Source organism: Arthrobacter sp. P1_A5, from assembly GCF_056406825.1.
On the sequence record NZ_JBFTZL010000060.1, the window covers coordinates 1 to 19,537 of the forward strand.

Sequence of the window (19,537 nt, forward strand, 5' to 3'; positions counted from 1 at the left end):
ACGCCGGCGGCCGCGACTGGGAACTGCGCGACACCGGCAAGGGCGAGAAATCCATGGTGCTGACTGATCGCGGCACCACCGTCATCCTCTCCGGATCCGCGACGCTGGAGGAGTTCTCCGCCCTGGCCACCGCCGTGGTGAAGTCACTCGAAAGCAATCCGCCCGCCGGGGCATCGTCCAGCACGCCGGGCGCAACAGTTTCACCTTCGGCCAGCCCTTCACCGTAAAGTGGCCACGTGGCTACTTATCTGACTCCCGCACTCGCCTGGCAGCGTCTCCGTGAAGGCAACAAGCGTTTTGTCGCCGGCACGTCATCACACCCCAACCAGGACGCGTCGCGACGCTCGTCGCTGGTTGAAAACCAGCACCCCTTCGCGGTGATCTTCGGTTGCGCCGACTCCAGGCTTGCCGCCGAAATCATCTTCGACCTCGGCCTCGGGGACGCCTTTGTGGTCCGCACCGCCGGCCAGGTGATCGACGACGCCGTGCTTGGCTCGCTGGAATACAGCGTCAGCGAACTGGACGTCCCTCTGATCGTCGTCCTGGGGCACGACAGTTGTGGTGCTGTCACCGCAACCAAGAACGCCGTGGAAACCGGCCAGATGCCGGTCGGTTTCATCCGCAGCCTGGTGGAGCGGATCACCCCGTCCGTGTTGACCTCGCTGCGTAACAATCAGACCGACGTCAACGACATGGTGGTTGAGAACGTCAAGCAGACCTCGCAGCGGCTGGTGGACAGTTCCCGGGTGATTTCGGGCGCAGTCGACAGCGGCCGCACCGCCGTGATCGGCCTCGCCTACAGCTTGGCTGACGGCCGGGCCGATCTCGTTTCCAGCATCGGCAGGCTGTAAACCCCGGCGCCCGGCCGTCGCAGCCTGCTCACGGTTTTCGGTGGGACTCCTACTCCCAATAAGCTAGCCCCATGACTTCCACAGATGAGTTGAACACCGAAGAGTTCCGCATTGAACACGACACGATGGGCGAAGTCCGCGTTCCCGTGAACGCCCTGTACCGCGCACAGACGCAGCGGGCAGTCGAGAACTTCCCGATCTCCGGCAAGACGCTGGAGCGCGCCCACATCGAAGCCCTGGCACGGGTGAAGAAGGCCGCCGCCCAGGCAAACGCAGAACTGGGGGTGCTCGACGGCGAGCTCGCCCAGGCGATTGCCGACGCAGCCGACCAGGTTGCGGCCGGCAAGTACGACGGCGACTTCCCGATTGACGTCTTCCAGACCGGGTCCGGGACGTCCTCGAACATGAACACCAACGAGGTCCTCGCCGAGCTCGCCTCGCGGGCCCTGAAGTCCGCCGGTAGCGAGAAGGTTGTCCACCCGAACGACCACGTCAACGCCTCGCAGTCCTCCAATGACGTCTTCCCCACGTCCGTCCACGTCGCCGCCACGTCCGCCCTGATCAATGACCTGATCCCGGCCCTCGGCTACCTGGCGGAGTCGCTGGAACGCAAGGCCACCGAATTCAAGGACGTCGTGAAGTCCGGCCGCACGCACCTCATGGACGCCACCCCCGTCACGCTGGGCCAGGAGTTCGGCGGCTACGCCGCTCAGGTCCGCTACGGCATCGAGCGCATCAACGCCGCCCTCCCCCGCGTCGCCGAGGTCCCACTCGGCGGAACCGCCGTGGGCACCGGCATCAATACGCCGGCCGGATTCCCGGAGCGAGTGATCGAACTGCTGGCGGCCGACACCGGACTGCCCCTGACCGAGGCCCGCGACCACTTCGAGGCCCAGGCCAACCGCGACGGCCTCATCGAAGCGTCCAGCCAGCTGCGCAACATCGCGATTTCCTTCATGAAGATCAACAACGACCTGCGCTGGATGGGCTCCGGCCCCAACACCGGCCTCGGCGAAATCGCCATCCCGGACCTGCAGCCGGGCTCGTCGATCATGCCGGGCAAGGTCAACCCCGTCATCTGCGAAGCCTCCATCATGGTCTGCGCCCAGGTGATCGGCAATGACACCGCCATCGCGTGGTCCGGCACCAACGGCGCCTTCGAACTCAACGTCGGCATCCCGGTCATGGCCGCCAACCTCCTTGAATCCGTGCGCCTGCTGGCCAACACCAGCCGCGTCATGGCCGACAAGATGATCGACGGCATCACCGCCAACGTCGAGCGCGCCCGCTTCCTCGCCGAGGCCTCGCCGTCGATTGTGACCCCGCTGAACAAGTTCATCGGCTACGAGAACGCGGCCAAGATCGCCAAAAAGGCCGTGGCCGAGGGCCTGACCATCCGTGAGACCGTCGCCTCCATGGGCTTCCTCGAGCGCGGCGAACTGACCGAAGAGCAGCTGGACACCGCCCTGGACGTCATGTCCATGACGCGCCCGCCGCATAAGGCCTAACGGCTCCGGGCGGCGCCGCCCCCGAAGAGTACAACCGCCGACGGCCGGCATCCTTTCTGGAAGGGTGCCGGCCGTCTGCATGTCTGCACCGCAGGTCAGAACTTAGACCCTGGGCGGTTCCCCGCCGGCGGCCTCCCGCTCCTGCGCCGTGTACGCCGCCGCGGCCGCGGCATCCGCCATGCTGGCACCGCCGATCCGCGCCTCCCGCAACCGCCGCGTCTTGGCGGACTGGACGGAGAAGGCAGCATCGACGTTCCCGGCGGCATAGGTCAGGGCGTCTTCGGCGCGGATGCCGAGGCCGCCGGCGGTCAATACGGCGTCCTGGTTGGCGCCCAAATACGTGAACTGCCAACCCCACTGGCTCTGCTGCCGCTGGACCAGGGCCTTGACCAGCTCGCCTGTGGCCTCGCGCGAGGAGTTCTCGTGGCCGTCCGTCAGCACGGCCACCAGCACAGTGCCGGGGCGCTGATCCTCCGGGAGGGCCGCCAGTTCCGCACCCGCTTCGCCGATCAGCCGGACCATGGCGTCGTGCAGGGCGGTGCTGCCCCGCGGCTGCAGGTCAAGGGCCGGCACGTCCTGGATGTCCACCGAGGCGTAGACGCGCTCGTAGGTGTCATCGAACTGCGCCAGCGACAGCCGGCACCGGCCCGCCACTGCCCGCTGTTCGCGGATGAACGCCGCAAACCCGCCCACAGTGTCATCGGCGATGGCACTCATCGACCCGGAACGGTCCAGGAGGACGTACACGTGCGTCAGGGCTGAATCTGTCATGCTTCCCCATTTCCGGCCCCGACGGCGCTTCTGCCTCGTCGCGGGCCACCTGTTGCCAGCGGTATGGCCGGACAGGAGCAGGCTACGGCCGGGCAGCGACATTATTGCCGGCAACAGCCCAAACAACCCAAACAGTCCACAGTATCTTTTGCACTATTTATGTTTAAGTGCAAAAATACACTCCATGGGAAACAGTGCAATTACTTCGGGTGGCCTCCGCGAGCGCAAGCGGGCCGCAACACGGGCGGCGATCACCGCCGTCGCGCGTTCCCTGACCGCCGAACGCGGCCTCAGCGGCTACACCGTGGAGGAAGTCTGCGAGCGCGCGGGCATCTCCCGCCGGACCTTCTTCAACTACTTCCCTGCCAAGGAAGACGCGATCCTGGGCCACGTCGACGACGACTTTCCCGAAGAGGTGGTGGCCCGGTTCATGGCGGGCGGCGCGGGTTCGCCCGCTGGGGAAATCTCGGCCTCACTCCTCGCCGACCTCGTACGCCTGTCCCTTGATCTGTCGGAGCGGATGAGCGGCTCCGAGGAAGAGACCCGCCAGCTGATCGGGGTGATCAAGAAGGAGCCCCAGCTGATGCTGAAGATCATCGGCGCCACCGAGGAACGCGAGGCCGACTTCGCACGGCTGCTCGCGGCCAGGGAAGGCGTACCTGCCGATCATCCCGTAGTCCGCATGGCCGTGGTCCTCCTGGGAAACATCGCCAGGAAAACCAGCGCCGACTACTTCTCCGAGGGCAACGCCCGCCCCTACAAGGACTTGCTGCTGGAAAACATTGCAGCAGCCCGCATGCTCTTCTCCCTGCCGTTCACCATGTCCCAGTTCGACACAGTCCACTTCGACGGAGTCGAGTCAAATACTGTCCAGCCCAACCCTTCCGAAGGAGCGCAATGAGCGCCGCCGTCAGCACCAAGCCAGCAGCCGAGCCGCTGCTGCTGACCCAGAAACGCATCTGGATCATCTTCTCCGCCCTCATCGCGGGCATGCTGCTCTCCAGCCTTGACCAGACCATCGTCTCCACCGCCATGCCCACGATCGTCGGCACGCTCGGCGGCGTGGAACACCAGGCCTGGATCACCACGGCCTACCTGCTCGCCACCACCATCGTCATGCCCATCTATGGAAAGTTCGGCGACATCCTGGGCCGCCGGAACCTGTTCCTCATCGCCATCGGCCTCTTCACCCTCGCCTCCGTCGGATGCGCCCTCGCCACGGACTTCTGGGGCTTCGTGGTCTTCCGCGCCATCCAGGGCCTCGGCGGCGGCGGCCTGATGATCCTGTCCCAGGCCATCATCGCCGACATCGTTCCGGCCAAGGAGCGCGGCAAGTACATGGGCCCGCTGGGCGCAATCTTCGGCCTCTCCGCCGTCGCCGGCCCGCTGCTGGGTGGTTTCTTCGTGGACCACCTGACCTGGGAATGGGCCTTCTACATCAACATCCCGATCGGCATCGCCGCGTTCACCATCGCCTGGTTCACCCTGACGCTGCMGAACAAGAAGGCAGAGAAGCGGATCGACGTCCTGGGCGTGCTGCTGCTCTCCGCAGCCACCACGTGCCTGATTTTCTTCACCGACTTCGGCGGCAAGAAGGACGAGGGCTGGGATTCGCCGCTGACGTGGGCGTTCGGCGCCGGGCTGGTGCTCGCCGCTACGGCCTTCATCCTGGTGGAGCGCCGGGCCGAGGACCCCATCATTCCGTTGAGCCTGTTCAAGAACCGCATCTTCGTGAACTCCACTGCCATCGGCTTCACCCTCGGGCTGGGCATGTTCGCGGCGATCGCTTTCGTCCCGACCTTCCTGCAGATGTCCTCCGGGACCTCCGCCGCCGAATCCGGCCTGCTGATGCTGCCCATGATGGTGGGACTCATGGGCATGGCCATCGTCTCCGGCATCCGCATTTCCAAGACCGGCAAGTACAAGATGTTCCCGATCCTCGGGGCCATACTGACCATCGCGGCAATGCTGTGGTTGACCACGCTCACGGCCGCCACGCCCATCTGGGTCATCTGCGTGCAGCTGTTCGTCTTCGGCGCCGGCCTGGGCTCGATCATGCAGGTGATTGTCCTGGTGGTCCAGAACTCGGTGCCGGCGGACCAGATCGGCACGGCCACGAGCACCAACAACTACTTCCGCGAGGTGGGCGCGTCCCTGGGCGTCGCGGTGTTCGGTTCCATCTTCACCACCCGGCTCTCCGAGTCCCTGACCAATGCCTTTACCGGCGCCGGGGCCTCAGCTGAGCAGGCGTCGCAGTCCACCCGGACGATGGACCCCCAGGTCCTCAGCCAGCTCCCGGCGCAGCTCAAGGACGCGATTGTCAACGCCTACGCTGACTCGCTCGCCCCCGTCTTCTGGTACCTGCTGCCGTTCCTGGTCATCGCCCTGATCCTGGCCCTGACCCTCAAGCAGATCCCCCTGTCGGACACCGCCGGCATGGTGGCCCGCGGCGAAGCAGTCGGCGGCGAGGAAGCCGAGCGGCTCGAGGCGGAACGGGCGGCAGCCCGCCACGCCGCCGACGCCGCGGAGCCCACGGGACCGGAAGGGCTTTCAGCCCACGGCAACACCAGTGGGTCCGGCCACGACGACGAGCTCACCCGCCTGCGCGGCTGACGGTCCGGAAACGGCCCGGCAGCAGCCGGTGAGTGCCGGCAGGCCGGGATGGCCGTGCCGTCAGCCTATCCGGCCGTGGGCAGCATCATGGCGGCGGCCGTGCCGGCCAGCATGAAGGGCCCGAAGGGAATGGCCGACTGCAGCGTCCCGCGCCGCGCGGCGAGCAATCCGAGACTCCACAGCCCGCCGAGGACGAACGCCGCAAAGGTCCCCGCCATGACGTGCCCCCAGCCCAGGAATCCCAGGTACATTCCCAGGACGCCCGCGAGCTTCACGTCGCCGAATCCCATTCCCGGCGGATAGACCGCGTGCAGGAGAAAGTAGAAGAGCCAGAGGGCTGCCCCGCCGGCCAGGACACGGAGACCCGGAATGCCGAATGCCCCGGCGTCCGCTGTGCCGGCCACGTCCTGCCCGCCGGGAAGCAACTGGCTGGCCGCCGCCCCCAGCAGAAGGACTCCGGCGATCCCATACGAGGGAAAGACGATCCTGTCCGGGAGCAGGTGGTGCCGGACGTCAATGACCGTGAGCCGAACGGCCATCACGAAGAAATACGCACACGCAGCCAGGGCAAGCCAGAAAGCCAGCGGGTTGGCGGCGCCCAGGATGCCGAGTCGTTCGATCACCCTCGGATGCTACTTGATATTCGTCCGGCCCGGCGGTCCCCGCGCGTAAACTGTGGATATGGCCGCATGGGACAGCACGAACCGGCGCGGGCCGGACGCGCCCCGCGGCCCGGCGGAGAAGGCCGCGGCCTTCCGGAACCTGTGCCGGTCATCGCCCTGGAAGTGGCAGTCGCTGAGGTTCGAGTACCTGGACCGGCCGCTCACGGGTTCCTCGGAGTCCCCGGCGGCCCCCTCCCCCGGCGACCTCGTCAGGGGGTGGCTGCGCCGGCCCGGTGCCTTGCGGCTGGAGACTGCCGACGGCCTGGTCATCGGCAGCACCACCGGCATCAATGATTCCCGCGGCGGCTTCTATATCAGCTCAACGAGGAAGACCTGGCTCCTGCCCCCGCACTTGGTTACGCCGGTGTACGACGACGACGGGCTGGTGCGCCGCCGCCCGGAGGCAGCTTATGGCGAGCCGTCGTTCGGCAACGGCAGGTTCGCCGCCGTCCTGGACCCGGTGGAGCTTGCGGGGAACGCCCCCGTCCCGTTGGAGTTCCCCAACTCCAACGCCGTGGAGCTTGGCCCCATCACGGAGGTAGACCACGAGGGCCGGCCGGCCCTGGAATCGACGGTCAGCCCGAACCTCTCCTACCGTCCCGCCGATCCCGGAGCCCCGCTGTGCCGTCCGGGACGCACGCTGCTGAGGATCGACGCCGGCACGGGCGTCTGCGTTGCGAGCCGCTGGCTTGACGCGCCCGGGGCCGGCCCAGAGCAGGACGGCTACGGGCACTGGCTCCGCATCCTGGGCGTCGACGAATACATGCTCGATGACCTGTTCCTGGCCGAATCGATGAACCTCACGGACGTCCGGCGCCACATCAGCTGGGACGTCCCCGCGGAGTAGCCGGCCGTGACTGGCATCCGCCCGCTGGCACCGTTAGGCTTCGCCGATGACTGAACCCGCCGACTACTGGCCCCCTTTCGGCCTGCGCCTGACCACGCCGCGCCTTCAGCTGCGCCCCATCCGCGACGCGGACATTCCGGCCGCGGTCTCAGCCGCCCTAAGCGGCGTGCACGAGCCGGGCCGCAGCCCCTTCAGCGGGCCTTGGGCCGAATCCCCCGCTGAGGAGCTCGGCCCGAACATGGCGCAGTGGTACTGGCGGTGCCGCGGGAACATGACACCGCAGGACTGGACACTCCTGCTCGGCATCTGGCACGAGGGCGAGTTCATCGGATGCCAGGACATCGCGGCCAAAGACTTCGCCACGCTGAAGACGGTCACCACTGGCTCCTGGCTTCGGCAAAGCGTGCACGGCCAGGGCTTCGGCAAGGAGATGCGGGCCGCCGTCGCCCTCTATGCCTTCGACTGGCTCGGCGCCGAAGTGGCGGAATCCGAGGCCGCCGCCTGGAACCAGCAGTCCCTGGGCGTCTCACGCTCCCTCGGCTACGAGCTCAACGGCGTCACCCGGGCCGCCTGGGGCGGCAAGGCCCAGGAGGTCCAAAACGTCCGTCTCACCCCCGCCACCTTCAAACGCCCCGACTGGGATCTCGGCGTCGAAGGCCACGAAGCCTTCGCGAAGTACCTGGGCATCCACCCGTAGCAGCCCCCAAGCGGGGCCGCGGCGCCCGCCGTCGCTGAGACGCCTCCTGTCGCTTCCGTCGCTGGGTTGCCGTGGTTGTGGGTGCCGTGGTTGTGGGTGCCGTGGTTGGGTTCGCCGGACCGCCACCTTTCGCCGTCGCTTAGCGCAGAGGTCCCTTCCCAAGGCTCGCAAGCTCGCCTCGGGGCCCGCGGGACGGTGCTTACGACGCATGGGACCCGCTGCGGTCGCTGGGCGACCTCCGGGGATCCGATGCGCCGCGATGCGCTCCTCTACGAAAGACGGCGACCCGGCTGGTGGGCGTCTCAGCATCGCGGGGCAGCGGTGTCCCGCTAAGGAGCGCATCGCCGACCAAAGCGAAGCGAAGGTCGCCCAGCGACCGCAGCGCAGCGACGGGAGGTGTCTAAGCGATGGCGGGACGCCGCTGCCCGGCGAACCCAACCACGGCAAACCCAACCACGGCGAAGAGCCGTGGCCCGGCGAACCGGACCACGGCCCTTCGGCAGGAGGGTGATGGCCTAAATCTCCGCCCCCTCCAGCAGTTCCGTCACGAGGGCTGCGATCGGCGAGCGCTCCGAGCGGGTGAGGGTGATGTGGCCGAACAGCGGGTGTCCCTTCAGGGTCTCGACGACGGCCGCCACGCCGTCGTGCCGTCCGACCCGCAGGTTGTCCCGTTGGGCGACGTCGTGGGTCAGGACGATCTTGGAGTTCTGGCCGATCCGGCTCATCACTGTCAGCAGCACATTCTTCTCCAGGGACTGTGCCTCGTCGACGATCACGAATGCGTCGTGCAGGGAGCGTCCGCGGATGTGCGTCAGCGGCATGACCTCAAGCATGCCCCGGTCCATCACTTCCTCCACCACTTCCTGGCTGACCAGCGCGCCCAGGGTGTCAAAGACCGCCTGCGCCCACGGGTTCATTTTTTCCGCTTCGGACCCGGGCAGGTAGCCGAGTTCCTGGCCGCCCACCGCGTACAGGGGCCGGAAGACGATCACCTTGCGGTGCTCCCGGCGCTCCAGGACGGCTTCGAGCCCGGCGCACAGGGCCAGTGCGGACTTGCCCGTGCCGGCCCGGCCGCCGAGGGACACGATGCCGACCGACGGGTCCATCAGGAGGTCGATTGCCAACCGCTGCTCGGCCGAGCGGCCGTGGAGTCCGAAGACGTCGCGGTCGCCCTTCACGAGCCGGACCTGTTTGTCCGCCCCTACCCGTCCGAGGGCCGAGCCGCGGCTGGACAGCAGGACCAGCCCGGTGTTGGTCGGCATCTCGGCCGCGGCCGGGATGAATACCGGCTCGTGCCCGTACAAGGTGGCAACCTCGTCCTCGCCCGCGTCGAGCTCGGCAACGCCGGTCCAGCCGGAGTCCTTGACGAGCTYATTGCGGTACTCGTCGGCCAGCAGCCCCATGGCCGAGGCCTTGACGCGCATCGGCAGGTCCTTGGACACCACCGTCACGTCGCGGCCCTCGTTGGCCATGTTCTTGGCCACCGCGAGGATGCGGCTGTCGTTGTCCACCCCGCGGAACCCGGCGGGCAGCACCTCGGCGGAGATATGGTTCAGCTCCACCATGAGCGTGCCGCCGTCGGGGCCCAGCGGGATGGGACGGTCCAGGCCGCCGTGCTCGAGCCGCAGGTCATCGAGCAGCCGGAGGGCCTTGCGCGCAAAGTAACCCAACTCCGGGTCGTGGCGCTTTCCTTCGAGCTCGGTGATGACAACGATCGGCAGGATGACCTCGTGCTCGGCGAAGCGCAGGAGGGCCCGCGGATCGGAGAGCAGGACGGAGGAATCGATCACGAAACTGCGGGCCGTGCCCCGGCTCCCTGTTCCTTCCCCGGAAACAGCAAGACCGGCCGCCGCGGAATCCGCTGCACCGGTCTTTGAGGTGGCTCGCTTGGCGCGAGAGGTAGCTTTCTGTCCCTGATCGGAAATGACGTCGGGCAGTTGCTCAGAAATAGCCACATCGACTCCAGCCCCGGGGCAATGCCCGGAATTGTTATTGGTGAGGCGGCTCGGCCTGGAGGCCGGACGCGGCCTCCCATACACCCGGTGCGAAAATCCGCTCCATGTACTGGCCTCCCCGATCGGCCGGCGAATTGCCTGCCGATGGGATTAACGTACGTCTCCGGGGGCCGGTTTGTCCGATAATTTTTCGGCGATTCTTGTTGCCGTCTTGTGAATTCCGCGTGAACCGCTCAGGCGCCGAAGCGGCGCTGCCTGCCGGCGTAGTCGCGCAGGGCGCGCAGGAAATCCACCTTGCGGAACGCCGGCCACAGGGCCTCGCAGAAGTAGAACTCACTGTACGCGCTCTGCCACATGAGGAATCCGGACAGCCGCTGCTCCCCGGAGGTCCGGATCACCAGGTCCGGATCCGGCTGGCCCCGGGTGTAGAGGAAGCGCGAGATGTCATCCACGGTGAGTTCATCGGCCAGTTGTCCGATGTCCGCTCCCCGGGCGACGGCGTCGTGCAGCAGTTCCCGGACGGCGTCGACAATCTCCCGCCGTCCGCCGTAGCCGACGGCGACATTGACATGCAGCCTCTCCTGCGCGGGCGTCCGGGCCGTCAGGTTGTTCAGCCGCTCGGCGAGGTAGTCCGGCAGCAGTTCGGGGGCGCCCATGGCGTGCACCGAGATGTTGGCGTCCTCGTCCAGCCGGTCCAGGGTGTTGGCGATGATGCCCATCAGGAGGTCGAGTTCCTCGCCGGAGCGGTTCATGTTGTCCGTAGAGAGCATATACAAGGTGACCACCTTGATGCCCAGCTCCTGGCACCAGCCGAGGAATTCGTGGATCTTGTCCGCACCGGCCTGATGGCCCTGGCTCGTGGGGGCGTTGAACTGGCGGGCCCAGCGCCGGTTGCCGTCGACCATGACGCCGACGTGGCGCGGGATCCGTTCAGGATCGAGGGAGCGTTGGAGCTTGCGCTCGTAAARGCCGTAGAGGAATCCGGGCATTTCCATCCGGAGATTCACCTGGCTTCCTTGAGGTACTTGTTCAGTGCACATCCTAGGCTACCTGCCGGAGGGCCGTGCCGGGTGCAGCTCCGTCACAGGACAACCCCGGATGGCTTGTTACTCACCGGTAACTTACTATGGCGTAGGTTATTATTACGGCATGGAAAGCAACAGTTCGGAGCCCCGGCCGGAGCCTCCGGCGAAGCGGGCAACCCCGGTGGACGACGCCGCGGTGCGCCTGGCTGAACTGCTGATGATCAAGCCCAAATGGCGGGGCTGGATCCACACCGTCACCGCCCCGCTGGCGCTGGCCGCCGGGCTGGTGCTGGTGATCCTGGCGCCGCCGGACCTCAAGGTGGCCTGCGCCGTCTATGCCGTTACCGGGGTCCTGCTGTTCGGCGTCAGTGCCGTCTATCACCGCGGGAACTGGTCACCGCGCGTGAAGATCGTCCTGAAGCGGCTGGATCATACGAACATCATGCTGGTGATCGCCGGCAGCTACACGCCGCTCGCCTGGGCCCTACTGGACCGGCAGCAAGCCGAAGTGCTGCTCTGGGTGATCTGGTCCGGGGCCATCCTCGGCGTGCTGTTCCGCCTGCTGTGGACCAATGCCCCGCGGTGGCTCTACGTGCCGATCTATATCGCCCTCGGCTGCGGCTCGCTGTTCTATCTGCCGGACTTTTTCGCCGCCAACGCTGCCTCGGCGGTGCTGATCTGCGTCGGCGGGGTGCTGTACATCACGGGAGCCGTGTTCTATGCGCTGAAGAAGCCGAACTTCAGCTACGAACACTTCGGCTTCCATGAACTGTTCCATGCGCTGACGGTCTTTGCCTTCGCCGCGCACTACATCGCCATTGCCATCGCGGTCCTGGGCTGACGCCGGCTGCGCTGATTCTCCCCACCTTTGAAACTGCGACGCCGGGACTCGCCGGCAGTCCGGCCCGACACGCCGGGCGCCGGCTTCAATGGTGGGGAATTCCGGCGTCAGGGGTTGGCCCCCTGCTCAGCCGGGATGCCCTGCCGCAATGAGCTCGGGCAGCAGCCGCATGTCGGAAAAGACGGTGGTTCCGGGACCGGCCAATCGGGAAGCCGGGGTGACACCGCCGGCATACGCGAAGACGTGTATTCCCGCCGCCCGGGCGGCCTGGACGCCGTAGGCGCTGTCCTCGACGACGGCGCACCGCCCGGGAGCGGCGCCCTGGTCCGCCGCGGCGTGGAGGAACAGGTCCGGCGCGGGTTTGCCGTTGGCCACCTCTGTGGCGCTGTAGATGCGGCCCTGAAAACGGCTTAGCAGCCCGGTCTTGCCCAGGGTCCGGTGCATCTTTTCGTGGCTGCCGCTGGAGGCGACGCAGTGCGGCAGAGACAGCCGGTCCAGGGCGTCCTCGATCCCGTCAACGGCCTCGAGATCACGTTCAAACGCCTCCTGGTACCAGCGACCGTAGTCGCGGTCCCAACCGTCGGCCAGCCGGATCCCGAGCTGCTGTTCGACGGCGGCCACAAAGTGCGCCTCGGACTTTCCGACGAACCGTTCCACGATGTCATCGAGTTCCAGCTCCCAGCCGAGATCGGCCAGCACGCGCTGGTCCACCCGGATGGCGATCACCTCGGAATCCACCAGCACACCGTCACAATCGAACACCACCAGCTCGAAGCCGTCCTGACCAGTCATGAGGACATCCTAGCCAGCTGCCCGCGCATTTCTTCGACGGAAGTCGCAGGGAGGCCGCAGACCATGCCGCGGCACAGGAACACCTGCGGGGCGCCGTCCGGGCCCGCGCCGCGGCCCTGCAGCAGGGGTACTGGCCGGGCGGCGCCGTCGTCCTGGACCGCGACCACCAGCCCGGGGCTGGCCGAGAGCAGCAGCTCCCGGTGCAGCACGGCCCGTTCCGGGGTGTCCGGTCCGGCGACGGCGGCCTCGATGGGACCGGCGAGGGCGGCCTGGGCGGTCGCGAGCAGCCAGCCGGCGGCGCGGGGTGCCTGGCCCGCAAGCGGAGGAAGCAGCAGGGCGAGGATGCTGGCCGCCAGGGTGCGGTGTTCGGACGAGCCGGAGAGGGCCGAGTGGGTCAGCAGGGCACCGGCCAGCGCGGCGGCGCCGCTGGGGGTGGCGCCGTCGAACGGTTCCAGGCCGTCGCGGCCGCCCTGGGCGGCCGTGACCTGCGCGGACTCCCCCGCAGCGTCCCTCAGGCCGCCGTCGGCCGCGAACCGCYYGCAGGCSGCRTCCAGAATGGCCTCGGCCAGCCCRTACCAGCGGGTGTGCCCGGTAACCGCATGGAGCGCGAACAGCCCTTCGGCGCACAAGGCGTAGTCCTCCAGTAAACCGCCGATTCCCCGCGCCACTCCGTCGTGGGAGACGCGCATGAGCCTGCCGGGGCCATCCGCCGCGGGCCGCCAGTGCACGCGCTCAAGATAGTCCGCGATCCGCTCCGCCGCGGCCACCAGCTCCGGGCGTGCCAGGACGGCGCCGGCGTCGGCGAGGGCGGCGACGGCCAGTCCGTTCCAGCCCGCCACCACTTTGTCATCCCGGCCGGGCTGGGGCCGGTTGCTGCGTGCCTGCGCCAGCAGCGGGCGCACCCGCTGCCACAGCGCGGCGTCCCCGCCGGACATCTCCCGGCCCGGATGCAGCGGCGAACCGCCGGCGCTCACGCTTCCGGGCATTCGGACGTTCATGAGGGCAGCCACGGCGGCGCCGTCGGCCGGGCCCAGGAGCGACTCAAGGCCGCCGGGAGTCCACAGGTAGCTGGCCCCTTCGGCGTGCACGCCGTCGACGACCGTGTCGGCGTCCAGCGACGATGCCAGGGCCACGACCCCGGTGTCCGGTCCCGCCGCAGGGCCCGCCACAGGGGCTGGAGCCGGTCCTGGCGCCGGGCGCGTCGCAGGTGCCAGCCCGAGGCGGGCCAGGAGCCAGTCGGCGGTAAGTCCGGCAATTCCGGCGGCCTCGGCCGCCGGGTACTCCGGCGTGCCGCCCAGCCGGACCCAGTGGACATAGACGCGCAGCAACTGGGCGTTGTCGTAGAGCATTTTCTCGAAGTGCGGAACGGACCAGTCCGCCGTCACCGAATAGCGGGCGAAGCCGCCGTCGAGCTGGTCGAACAACGCCGAGCGGGACATTGCTGCCAGGCACCGACCGGCCATGTCCCGGGCCGCCGTCGCGGTCTCCAGGCCCGCGGAGTCCTGGCCCCCTGCGTCCAGGTCCGCGGAGTCCTGGCCCCCTGCGTCCAGGTCCGCGGTCTCCTGGCCCGCGGTGTCCGGAGCGGCTGCCGGCGGCATGCTGTCCGAGGGCACTGCGGCGTGACGGACCAGGAATTCGAGCACGGCCGCGGGCGGGAACTTCGGCGCGCCGCCGAAGCCGCCGTGAGCCCGGTCCTCGGCGCCGGAGAGGGCGGTGACGGCTTCGGCAAGGAGCGCCGCGTCCAGGGCCTCGGGCGGCCCGTGCAGATGCAGGGCGGCTGCCGGCTGGGACGCCGCGATACCGCGCGCCAGGGTGTCGGCGTTGGCCTCGACGGCGCCGCGGCGTTCCGTCCAGGCCTCGTTCACGGCTTCAAGGACCTGCCGGAAGGACGGCCGGCCCGGCATGGGCCGGGGCGGGTAGTACGTGCCGGCATGGAAGGCCCGGCCATCGGGCAGGAGGAAGACGGACATCGGCCAGCCGCCCTCGCCGCTGATCGCCTGCGTCGCTGTCATGTAGACGGCATCGACGTCAGGGCGCTCTTCGCGGTCCACTTTGATGGAGACAAAGTGGGCGTTCAGGTAGTCGGCGGTGTCCCGGTCCTCAAAGGATTCATGGGCCATGACGTGGCACCAGTGGCAGGCCGCGTAGCCGATTGAGAGGAACACCGGCACGTCCCGGGCGGCAGCTGCGGCGAAGGCCGCGTCACCGAACGGCTGCCAGTGCACGGGGTTGCCGGCGTGCTGGCGCAGGTACGCAGAGGGTTCCGCCGCCAGGGCATTCGAGGCCCCGGACGGCGGGTTGGGGAATCCGCGGTCAGCGGGTTCCGGGTCCCGCATCGCCGTTGACTTCCGGCCGGTTAACCGCGCCGTCGGACCGGGAAACCCCGCCGTCGGCGGGGAAGGCGGTGCCGTCGGCAGGGAATCCGGCGTCCCCGGCGGCCTCACGTTCGGCCTCCACCTGGGCACGGTAGCGGACCCGGCGGATGCGCCGCACCATGTCCACGATCAGCAGCGCGGTCAACACCACGATGAAGGCTGTCAGCAGGAAGCCCAGCAGACCCGGGGTGACCTGGTCCTCGGACAGGCCCGGGCGCAGCGACGGCGTAGGGGTCGGCGCCGGGGCTGTTGCGAGGGCGATGAGCAAGGAATGCACGGTGGGGAACCTTCTGTGGAACTGGGTGTCTTTACTGCGGTGACTCTTCTACAGTGCTTTGTCTACAGCATCTTTTCTACACTGGATAGAAGAGCCCTTTCGTCTCTATCTTAGCCCGGCGARGAGGTCCGTTTCGGGCAGATCTACGGGGATCCGGGATTCGATCAGGGAGTAGTCCTCCCACGGCCAGACCTTGCGCTGCATGGCCGAGGAGACCGCGAAGAAGAATCCTTCCGGGTCCACCTGGGTCCGGTGTGAGCGGAGTGCGTCGTCGCGGGCTTCGAAGAAATCGCCGCACTCGACCTGGGTTGTGGTGGCGTGTGTCGGCGGCGGCGGGGTATGCCCCTCGGCGTCCGCTTCCAGCCACGCAGCGAGCCGCTCGGCATACGGGGACTGCAGGCCGGCCTCCTCCAGCGCGGAGTGGAGGGCACGGAAACGGTCCGGGCTGAAGGCGCGGTCGTAGTAGAGCTTGCTGGGCTCCCAGGGCTCCCCGGCGTCCGGATACCGGGCAGGATCGCCGGCCGCCGCGAAGGCCTCGACGGCCACCCGGTGCGCCATGATGTGGTCCGGGTGCGGGTAGCCGCCGTTCTCGTCATAGCTGAGGATCACGTGGGGCTTGAAGTCCCGGACCAGCCGGACCAGCGGCGCGGCCGCCCGCTCCAGCGGCTGCAGGGCGAAGCACCCGGGCGGCAGGGCCGGCAGGGGGTCGCCCTCCGGCAGCCCGGAATCGACGAAGYCGAGCCAGCGCTGCCGGATGCCGAGGACGTTCGCGGCGGCGTCCATCTCCAGCCGGCGTGCCCCGGCCATGTCGCGTTTGGGGTGCGGTTGCCCCTCCATCGCGGGGTTCTGGATGTCGCCGCGGGAGCCGTCGGTGCACGTGGCCACCAGGACTTCCACGCCTGCGGCGGCATACATCGCCATCGTGGCGGCACCCTTGCTGGATTCGTCGTCGGGATGAGCATGGACCGCCAGCAGACGAAGCGGTGCTGACGGGCGGGGGGATGCTGTCATCGTGGGACGGCTCCTCTTTCTGCTGTGCTGCCCTGTTGGGTGCGTCTGTTGGTGTGCGGCTTGGTCTGTGCGGCCAGCCGGAAATATCCCGGTCCGATCCACACTAAACTGGACTGGTGACTTCCGAGGACCAGCCTGCCGCGCCGGCACCTAACAGCCTATCCAATCGTTACKGCGGCCAAAAGCGCGCGCTGTCCCGCAAGGTCAAACGCAACATCCTGATCGCCGCCCTCGCCGTGGGCATTGCCTTTCTGGCCTGGGTCTCGACGTCGGCGGCCATCGGCGGCGTCAGCTACAAGGATGTCGGCTACAGCACCCCCGACGCCACGGTCACGGAAATCGACTTCCAGGTCACGAAGGACCCGGCAGCGGAGGCGAAATGCGCTGTGAAGGCCATGGACTCGAAGTTCGCGATTGTCGGCTGGAAGGTTGTGGACATCGGGCCGAACGCGGCCGATGCCGGCACGGACGGCGGACGCACCACAGCCCACCGCGCCCAGCTGCGCACGGAATCCCAGGCGGTCTCCGCCGTCGTGGACAGCTGCTGGATTACCGACGCCGGACAATAACGGGACCACAGGCCGCGGCAAGTGCCGGGCGGGCACACAGTGAAGCCGTCCGAGGCCGCCTGGGACACCGCCTGTAACACCGTGTGATCCACGCCGCAGTCCTCTTTGGTTTATCCACAGGATTGACTACAATGGATCAATACCTTTCCCCCGCTGAGCTGGTTACTGCGTCATAAAAGTGGCCACCGTGGCGGGGTCTTTGCTTGTATGACCACCCAAAGGAGAAGTCCGTGTCTACCACCAACAGCGCAACTGCGGCTTGGCTTACCCAGGAAGCTTTTGACCGCCTGAAGGCAGAGCTGGACAACCTTTCCGGCCCCGGCCGGGCAGAAATCGTCCAGAAGATCGAAGCGGCGCGCCAGGAGGGCGACCTCAAGGAGAACGGTGGCTACCACGCTGCCAAGGAGGAGCAGGGCAAGATCGAGGCCCGCATCCGCCAGCTCACGGCGCTCCTCCGGGACGCCCACGTCGGGGAGTCCCCGGCCGACGACGGCATCGTGGAGCCCGGCATGATCGTCGTGGCCAGGATTGCCGGCGACGAGGAGAGCTTCCTGCTCGGCTCCCGCGAAATTGCCGGCGACTCGGACCTGGATGTCTTCAGCGAGAAGTCCCCCCTCGGCGCGGCCATCGTCGGCCACAAGGAGGGCGACAAGCTCAGCTACACCGCCCCGAACGGCAAGGACATCACGGTGGAGATCATCTCCGCCAAGCCGTACGCCGGCTGACACCAGCGACATAACAGCGACGCCGGTCTCCCCTCGCGGGGAGGCCGGCGTCGTGTTTTCCGCCCGTTGGCGGGGGCTGCTGGGGCCGGCCGGTTTGGCCGGAGTCCCCGGAGGTGTCCTCTACCCGGGTAGTCAGCGTCCCGCGGGCAGCGCCCCGGGACGCCTGGTGCTCAGCAGCAGCGCGGCTGTGATGCCGCCGATAGCCCCACCCAGGTGGGCCTGCCACGAGACGAAACTGGCCACGGTGGGCAGGATTCCGAACAGGATGCCGCCGTAGGCCATGAACAACACCACGGACAGGGCGATCTGCCACCAGTTCCGGTTGATGAAGCCGCGGACCAGGAGGAACGCGAAGAGCCCGAACACCAGCCCGGAGGCGCCCACGGTGACGCTGGCGCCGCCGATGAGCCACACCACGAGCCCGGATGCCAGCCAGCTGGCGGCCAGTGCGGTGATGAACACCCGGTGCCCGGAGAGGAACACGAGGAAGCCGAAGATGATCAACGGAAGCGTGTTGGACATCAGGTGGGCCAGGCTGGAGTGCAGCAGCGGAAAGGTCAGGATGTCCAGGATCCCGTCCAGGCTGCGCGGCCGCAGCCCGAAAGTGCGGTTCAGGGAGTGGAACAGTGCGGTGTTGAGGATCTCGATCAGGTAGAGCAGCACCACGAAGGAGCCGACCACCAGCAGTCCCCGGCGGGCCCGCACCGCGGTGGTCTCCCCCTCCTGCGGCTCCCCGCCCCCAAACGAGTCCATCACCATGGCCCCTAGTGCACCACGATCGGCTGGAAACCCTCGGCGCGCAGCGCCGCCAGGACCTGGCTGCAGTGCTCGTGGCCCTTGGTTTCCAGGTTGACGGTGATGGAGACGTCGCCCATGCTGATGGAGCCGCCCACCCGGGTGTGGTCCAGGCCCGTGACGTTGGCGTCGTTCTCGGCGATGATGCGGGCGATCGTGGCCAGCGAGCCCGGACGGTCGTCCAGCATCATCCGCACGGTCATGTACCGGCCGGCGGCGGAGAGGCCGCGCTGGATGACCTTGAGCATCAGCATGGGGTCGATGTTGCCGCCGGAGAGGACCACCGCAACGGTTCCGGGATTTTCGATCTTGCCTTCCATGAGCGCCGCGACGCCGACGGCACCGGCAGGTTCCACCACCATCTTGGCGCGCTCCAGCAGGAAGATCAGCGCCCGGGCCAGGGCGTCCTCGCTGACGGTGACGACGTCGTCGACGAGCTCGCGGATGATGCTGAACGGCAGCTGGCCCGGCCGGCCGACGGCGATGCCGTCGGCCATGGTGGAGACCTTTTTGAGCGGGACGAGGGCGTCGGCTGCGAGCGAGGGTGGATAGGCGGCGGCGTTTTCAGCCTGGACGCCGATGATGCGGATCTCGCGGCCGAGTTCTTTGGCGCGCGCCTTCACCGCGACGGCAACGCCCGCGAGGAGTCCGCCGCCGCCGACACCCATCAGGATGGTGTCGACGTCGGGGACCTGTTCAAGGATCTCCAGCCCGACCGTCCCCTGGCCGGCGACGACGTCGACGTCATCGAAGGGGTGGACAAAGACGGCACCGCTTTCATCGGCATAGCGCTTGGCTTCCGCCAGCGCCTCGTCCACGTTGTGGCCGTGCAGCACCACCTCGGCGCCGTGGCTGCGGGTGGCGGCGAGCTTGGGCAATGCGACGCCGAGCGGCATGTAGATCCGGGCCTTGATGCCCAGGCTCTTGGCTGCGACAGCCACGCCCTGGGCGTGGTTTCCGGCAGAGGCCGCCACGACGCCGCGCTTCTTTTCGGCGTCGGAGAGCTTGGCCATCCGCACGTAGGCGCCGCGGACCTTGAAGGAGCCGGCGCGCTGCAGGTTTTCGCACTTGAGGAAGACCTCACCGCCGACCGTGCTGCCGAGGGCCCGCGATGATTCCACGGGCGTCCGCGTAATAATCCCGTCGAGCAGCTTCTGCGCCTCCAGGACATCGTCCAGCGTGACGGGCAGGCTCTCAAGGGTATTCACGAACTGTTCTCCTTC

General features: G+C 67.9%; 20 protein-coding genes. 10 read left to right on the forward strand and 10 right to left on the reverse strand.

The genetic code is table 11. From position 1 onward, the window contains the following. From AC1D1S_RS10605 to AC1D1S_RS10615, 3 genes are all read left to right on the forward strand, one after another. Positions 1–227: DUF4245 family protein (locus tag AC1D1S_RS10605; protein WP_476994402.1), on the forward strand; the 227-nt coding region annotated here is incomplete at its 5' end. Between the two features lie 9 nt (positions 228–236). After that, positions 237–851, forward strand: coding sequence for a carbonic anhydrase (locus AC1D1S_RS10610; protein ID WP_028277382.1), 615 nt, complete (start codon positions 237–239; stop codon positions 849–851). Between the two features lie 71 nt (positions 852–922). After that, entirely contained in the window at positions 923–2,359 is a 1,437-nt protein-coding gene (locus AC1D1S_RS10615) for a class II fumarate hydratase (protein ID WP_476946349.1), read from the forward strand. A 102-nt stretch (positions 2,360–2,461) separates the two neighbouring features. On the opposite strand, the gene AC1D1S_RS10620 is transcribed toward AC1D1S_RS10615, so the two are convergent. Then, positions 2,462–3,130, reverse strand: coding sequence for a VWA domain-containing protein (locus AC1D1S_RS10620; RefSeq protein ID WP_459384191.1), 669 nt, complete (start codon positions 3,128–3,130; stop codon positions 2,462–2,464). Between the two features lie 184 nt (positions 3,131–3,314). Between AC1D1S_RS10620 and AC1D1S_RS10625 the strand changes: the two genes are divergently transcribed. Next, on the forward strand, positions 3,315–4,031 hold the full coding sequence (locus AC1D1S_RS10625; protein WP_476994403.1) for a TetR/AcrR family transcriptional regulator: 717 nt from the start codon (positions 3,315–3,317) through the stop codon (positions 4,029–4,031). Continuing rightward, on the forward strand, positions 4,028–5,743 hold the full coding sequence (locus AC1D1S_RS10630; RefSeq protein WP_476994404.1) for an MDR family MFS transporter: 1,716 nt from the start codon (positions 4,028–4,030) through the stop codon (positions 5,741–5,743). The genes AC1D1S_RS10625 and AC1D1S_RS10630 overlap by 4 nt, the downstream gene beginning before the upstream one ends. 65 nt (positions 5,744–5,808) lie before the next feature. On the opposite strand, the gene AC1D1S_RS10635 is transcribed toward AC1D1S_RS10630, so the two are convergent. After that, positions 5,809–6,366 carry a prepilin peptidase gene (locus AC1D1S_RS10635; protein ID WP_476942939.1) on the reverse strand — a complete coding sequence of 186 codons (558 nt, stop codon included), beginning with the start codon at positions 6,364–6,366 and terminating at the stop codon, positions 5,809–5,811. Positions 6,367–6,424: 58 nt separating this feature from the next. Between AC1D1S_RS10635 and AC1D1S_RS10640 the strand changes: the two genes are divergently transcribed. Both AC1D1S_RS10640 and AC1D1S_RS10645 read left to right on the forward strand, forming a co-directional pair. Next, a complete protein-coding gene (locus AC1D1S_RS10640; RefSeq protein ID WP_476994405.1) occupies positions 6,425–7,252 on the forward strand; it encodes a hypothetical protein in 828 nt (275 codons plus the stop codon). A gap of 46 nt (positions 7,253–7,298) precedes the next feature. Continuing rightward, entirely contained in the window at positions 7,299–7,949 is a 651-nt protein-coding gene (locus tag AC1D1S_RS10645; protein WP_476994406.1) for a GNAT family N-acetyltransferase, read from the forward strand. Between the two features lie 515 nt (positions 7,950–8,464). Here the strand turns inward: AC1D1S_RS10645 and AC1D1S_RS10650 are convergent. Together AC1D1S_RS10650 and AC1D1S_RS10655 are read right to left on the reverse strand one after the other, a co-directional pair. Beyond that, positions 8,465–9,904 carry a PhoH family protein gene (locus tag AC1D1S_RS10650; RefSeq protein ID WP_476994407.1) on the reverse strand — a complete coding sequence of 480 codons (1,440 nt, stop codon included), beginning with the start codon at positions 9,902–9,904 and terminating at the stop codon, positions 8,465–8,467. Positions 9,905–10,137: 233 nt separating this feature from the next. Beyond that, on the reverse strand, positions 10,138–10,899 hold the full coding sequence (locus tag AC1D1S_RS10655; RefSeq protein WP_476994413.1) for an isoprenyl transferase: 762 nt from the start codon (positions 10,897–10,899) through the stop codon (positions 10,138–10,140). Positions 10,900–11,053: 154 nt separating this feature from the next. On the opposite strand from AC1D1S_RS10655, the gene trhA reads away from it, so the two are divergent. Next, positions 11,054–11,770 carry a PAQR family membrane homeostasis protein TrhA gene (gene trhA, locus AC1D1S_RS10660; protein ID WP_243180011.1) on the forward strand — a complete coding sequence of 239 codons (717 nt, stop codon included), beginning with the start codon at positions 11,054–11,056 and terminating at the stop codon, positions 11,768–11,770. 126 nt (positions 11,771–11,896) lie between these two features. Here the strand turns inward: trhA and AC1D1S_RS10665 are convergent, their stop codons facing one another. The 4 genes from AC1D1S_RS10665 to mca form a co-directional block, all read right to left on the reverse strand. Further along, on the reverse strand, positions 11,897–12,562 hold the full coding sequence (locus AC1D1S_RS10665; RefSeq protein WP_476994408.1) for an HAD family hydrolase: 666 nt from the start codon (positions 12,560–12,562) through the stop codon (positions 11,897–11,899). After that, a complete protein-coding gene (locus tag AC1D1S_RS10670) occupies positions 12,559–14,898 on the reverse strand; it encodes a thioredoxin domain-containing protein (protein WP_476994409.1) in 2,340 nt (779 codons plus the stop codon). The genes AC1D1S_RS10665 and AC1D1S_RS10670 overlap by 4 nt, the downstream gene beginning before the upstream one ends. Continuing rightward, positions 14,876–15,214: a hypothetical protein gene (locus tag AC1D1S_RS10675; protein ID WP_243180018.1), complete on the reverse strand. Its 339-nt coding sequence runs from the start codon at positions 15,212–15,214 to the stop codon at positions 14,876–14,878. Before AC1D1S_RS10675 ends, AC1D1S_RS10670 begins: the two co-directional genes overlap by 23 nt. Before the next feature lie 105 nt (positions 15,215–15,319). Further along, the gene (mca, locus tag AC1D1S_RS10680; protein ID WP_476994410.1) at positions 15,320–16,225 is read right to left on the reverse strand and encodes a mycothiol conjugate amidase Mca; all 906 of its coding nucleotides are present in this window, start codon (positions 16,223–16,225) and stop codon (positions 15,320–15,322) included. Positions 16,226–16,341: 116 nt separating this feature from the next. On the opposite strand from mca, the gene AC1D1S_RS10685 reads away from it, so the two are divergent. Then, the gene (locus AC1D1S_RS10685) at positions 16,342–16,794 is read left to right on the forward strand and encodes a DUF4307 domain-containing protein (protein WP_476994411.1); all 453 of its coding nucleotides are present in this window, start codon (positions 16,342–16,344) and stop codon (positions 16,792–16,794) included. 230 nt (positions 16,795–17,024) lie between these two features. After that, on the forward strand, positions 17,025–17,519 hold the full coding sequence (gene greA, locus AC1D1S_RS10690) for a transcription elongation factor GreA (protein WP_476994412.1): 495 nt from the start codon (positions 17,025–17,027) through the stop codon (positions 17,517–17,519). A 132-nt stretch (positions 17,520–17,651) separates the two neighbouring features. Here the strand turns inward: greA and AC1D1S_RS10695 are convergent, their stop codons facing one another. Together AC1D1S_RS10695 and ilvA are read right to left on the reverse strand one after the other, a co-directional pair. After that, on the reverse strand, positions 17,652–18,278 hold the full coding sequence (locus AC1D1S_RS10695; RefSeq protein ID WP_243180029.1) for a rhomboid family intramembrane serine protease: 627 nt from the start codon (positions 18,276–18,278) through the stop codon (positions 17,652–17,654). 5 nt (positions 18,279–18,283) lie between these two features. After that, entirely contained in the window at positions 18,284–19,522 is a 1,239-nt protein-coding gene (gene ilvA, locus AC1D1S_RS10700) for a threonine ammonia-lyase (protein ID WP_028277367.1), read from the reverse strand. Positions 19,523–19,537: the final 15 nt, after the last annotated feature.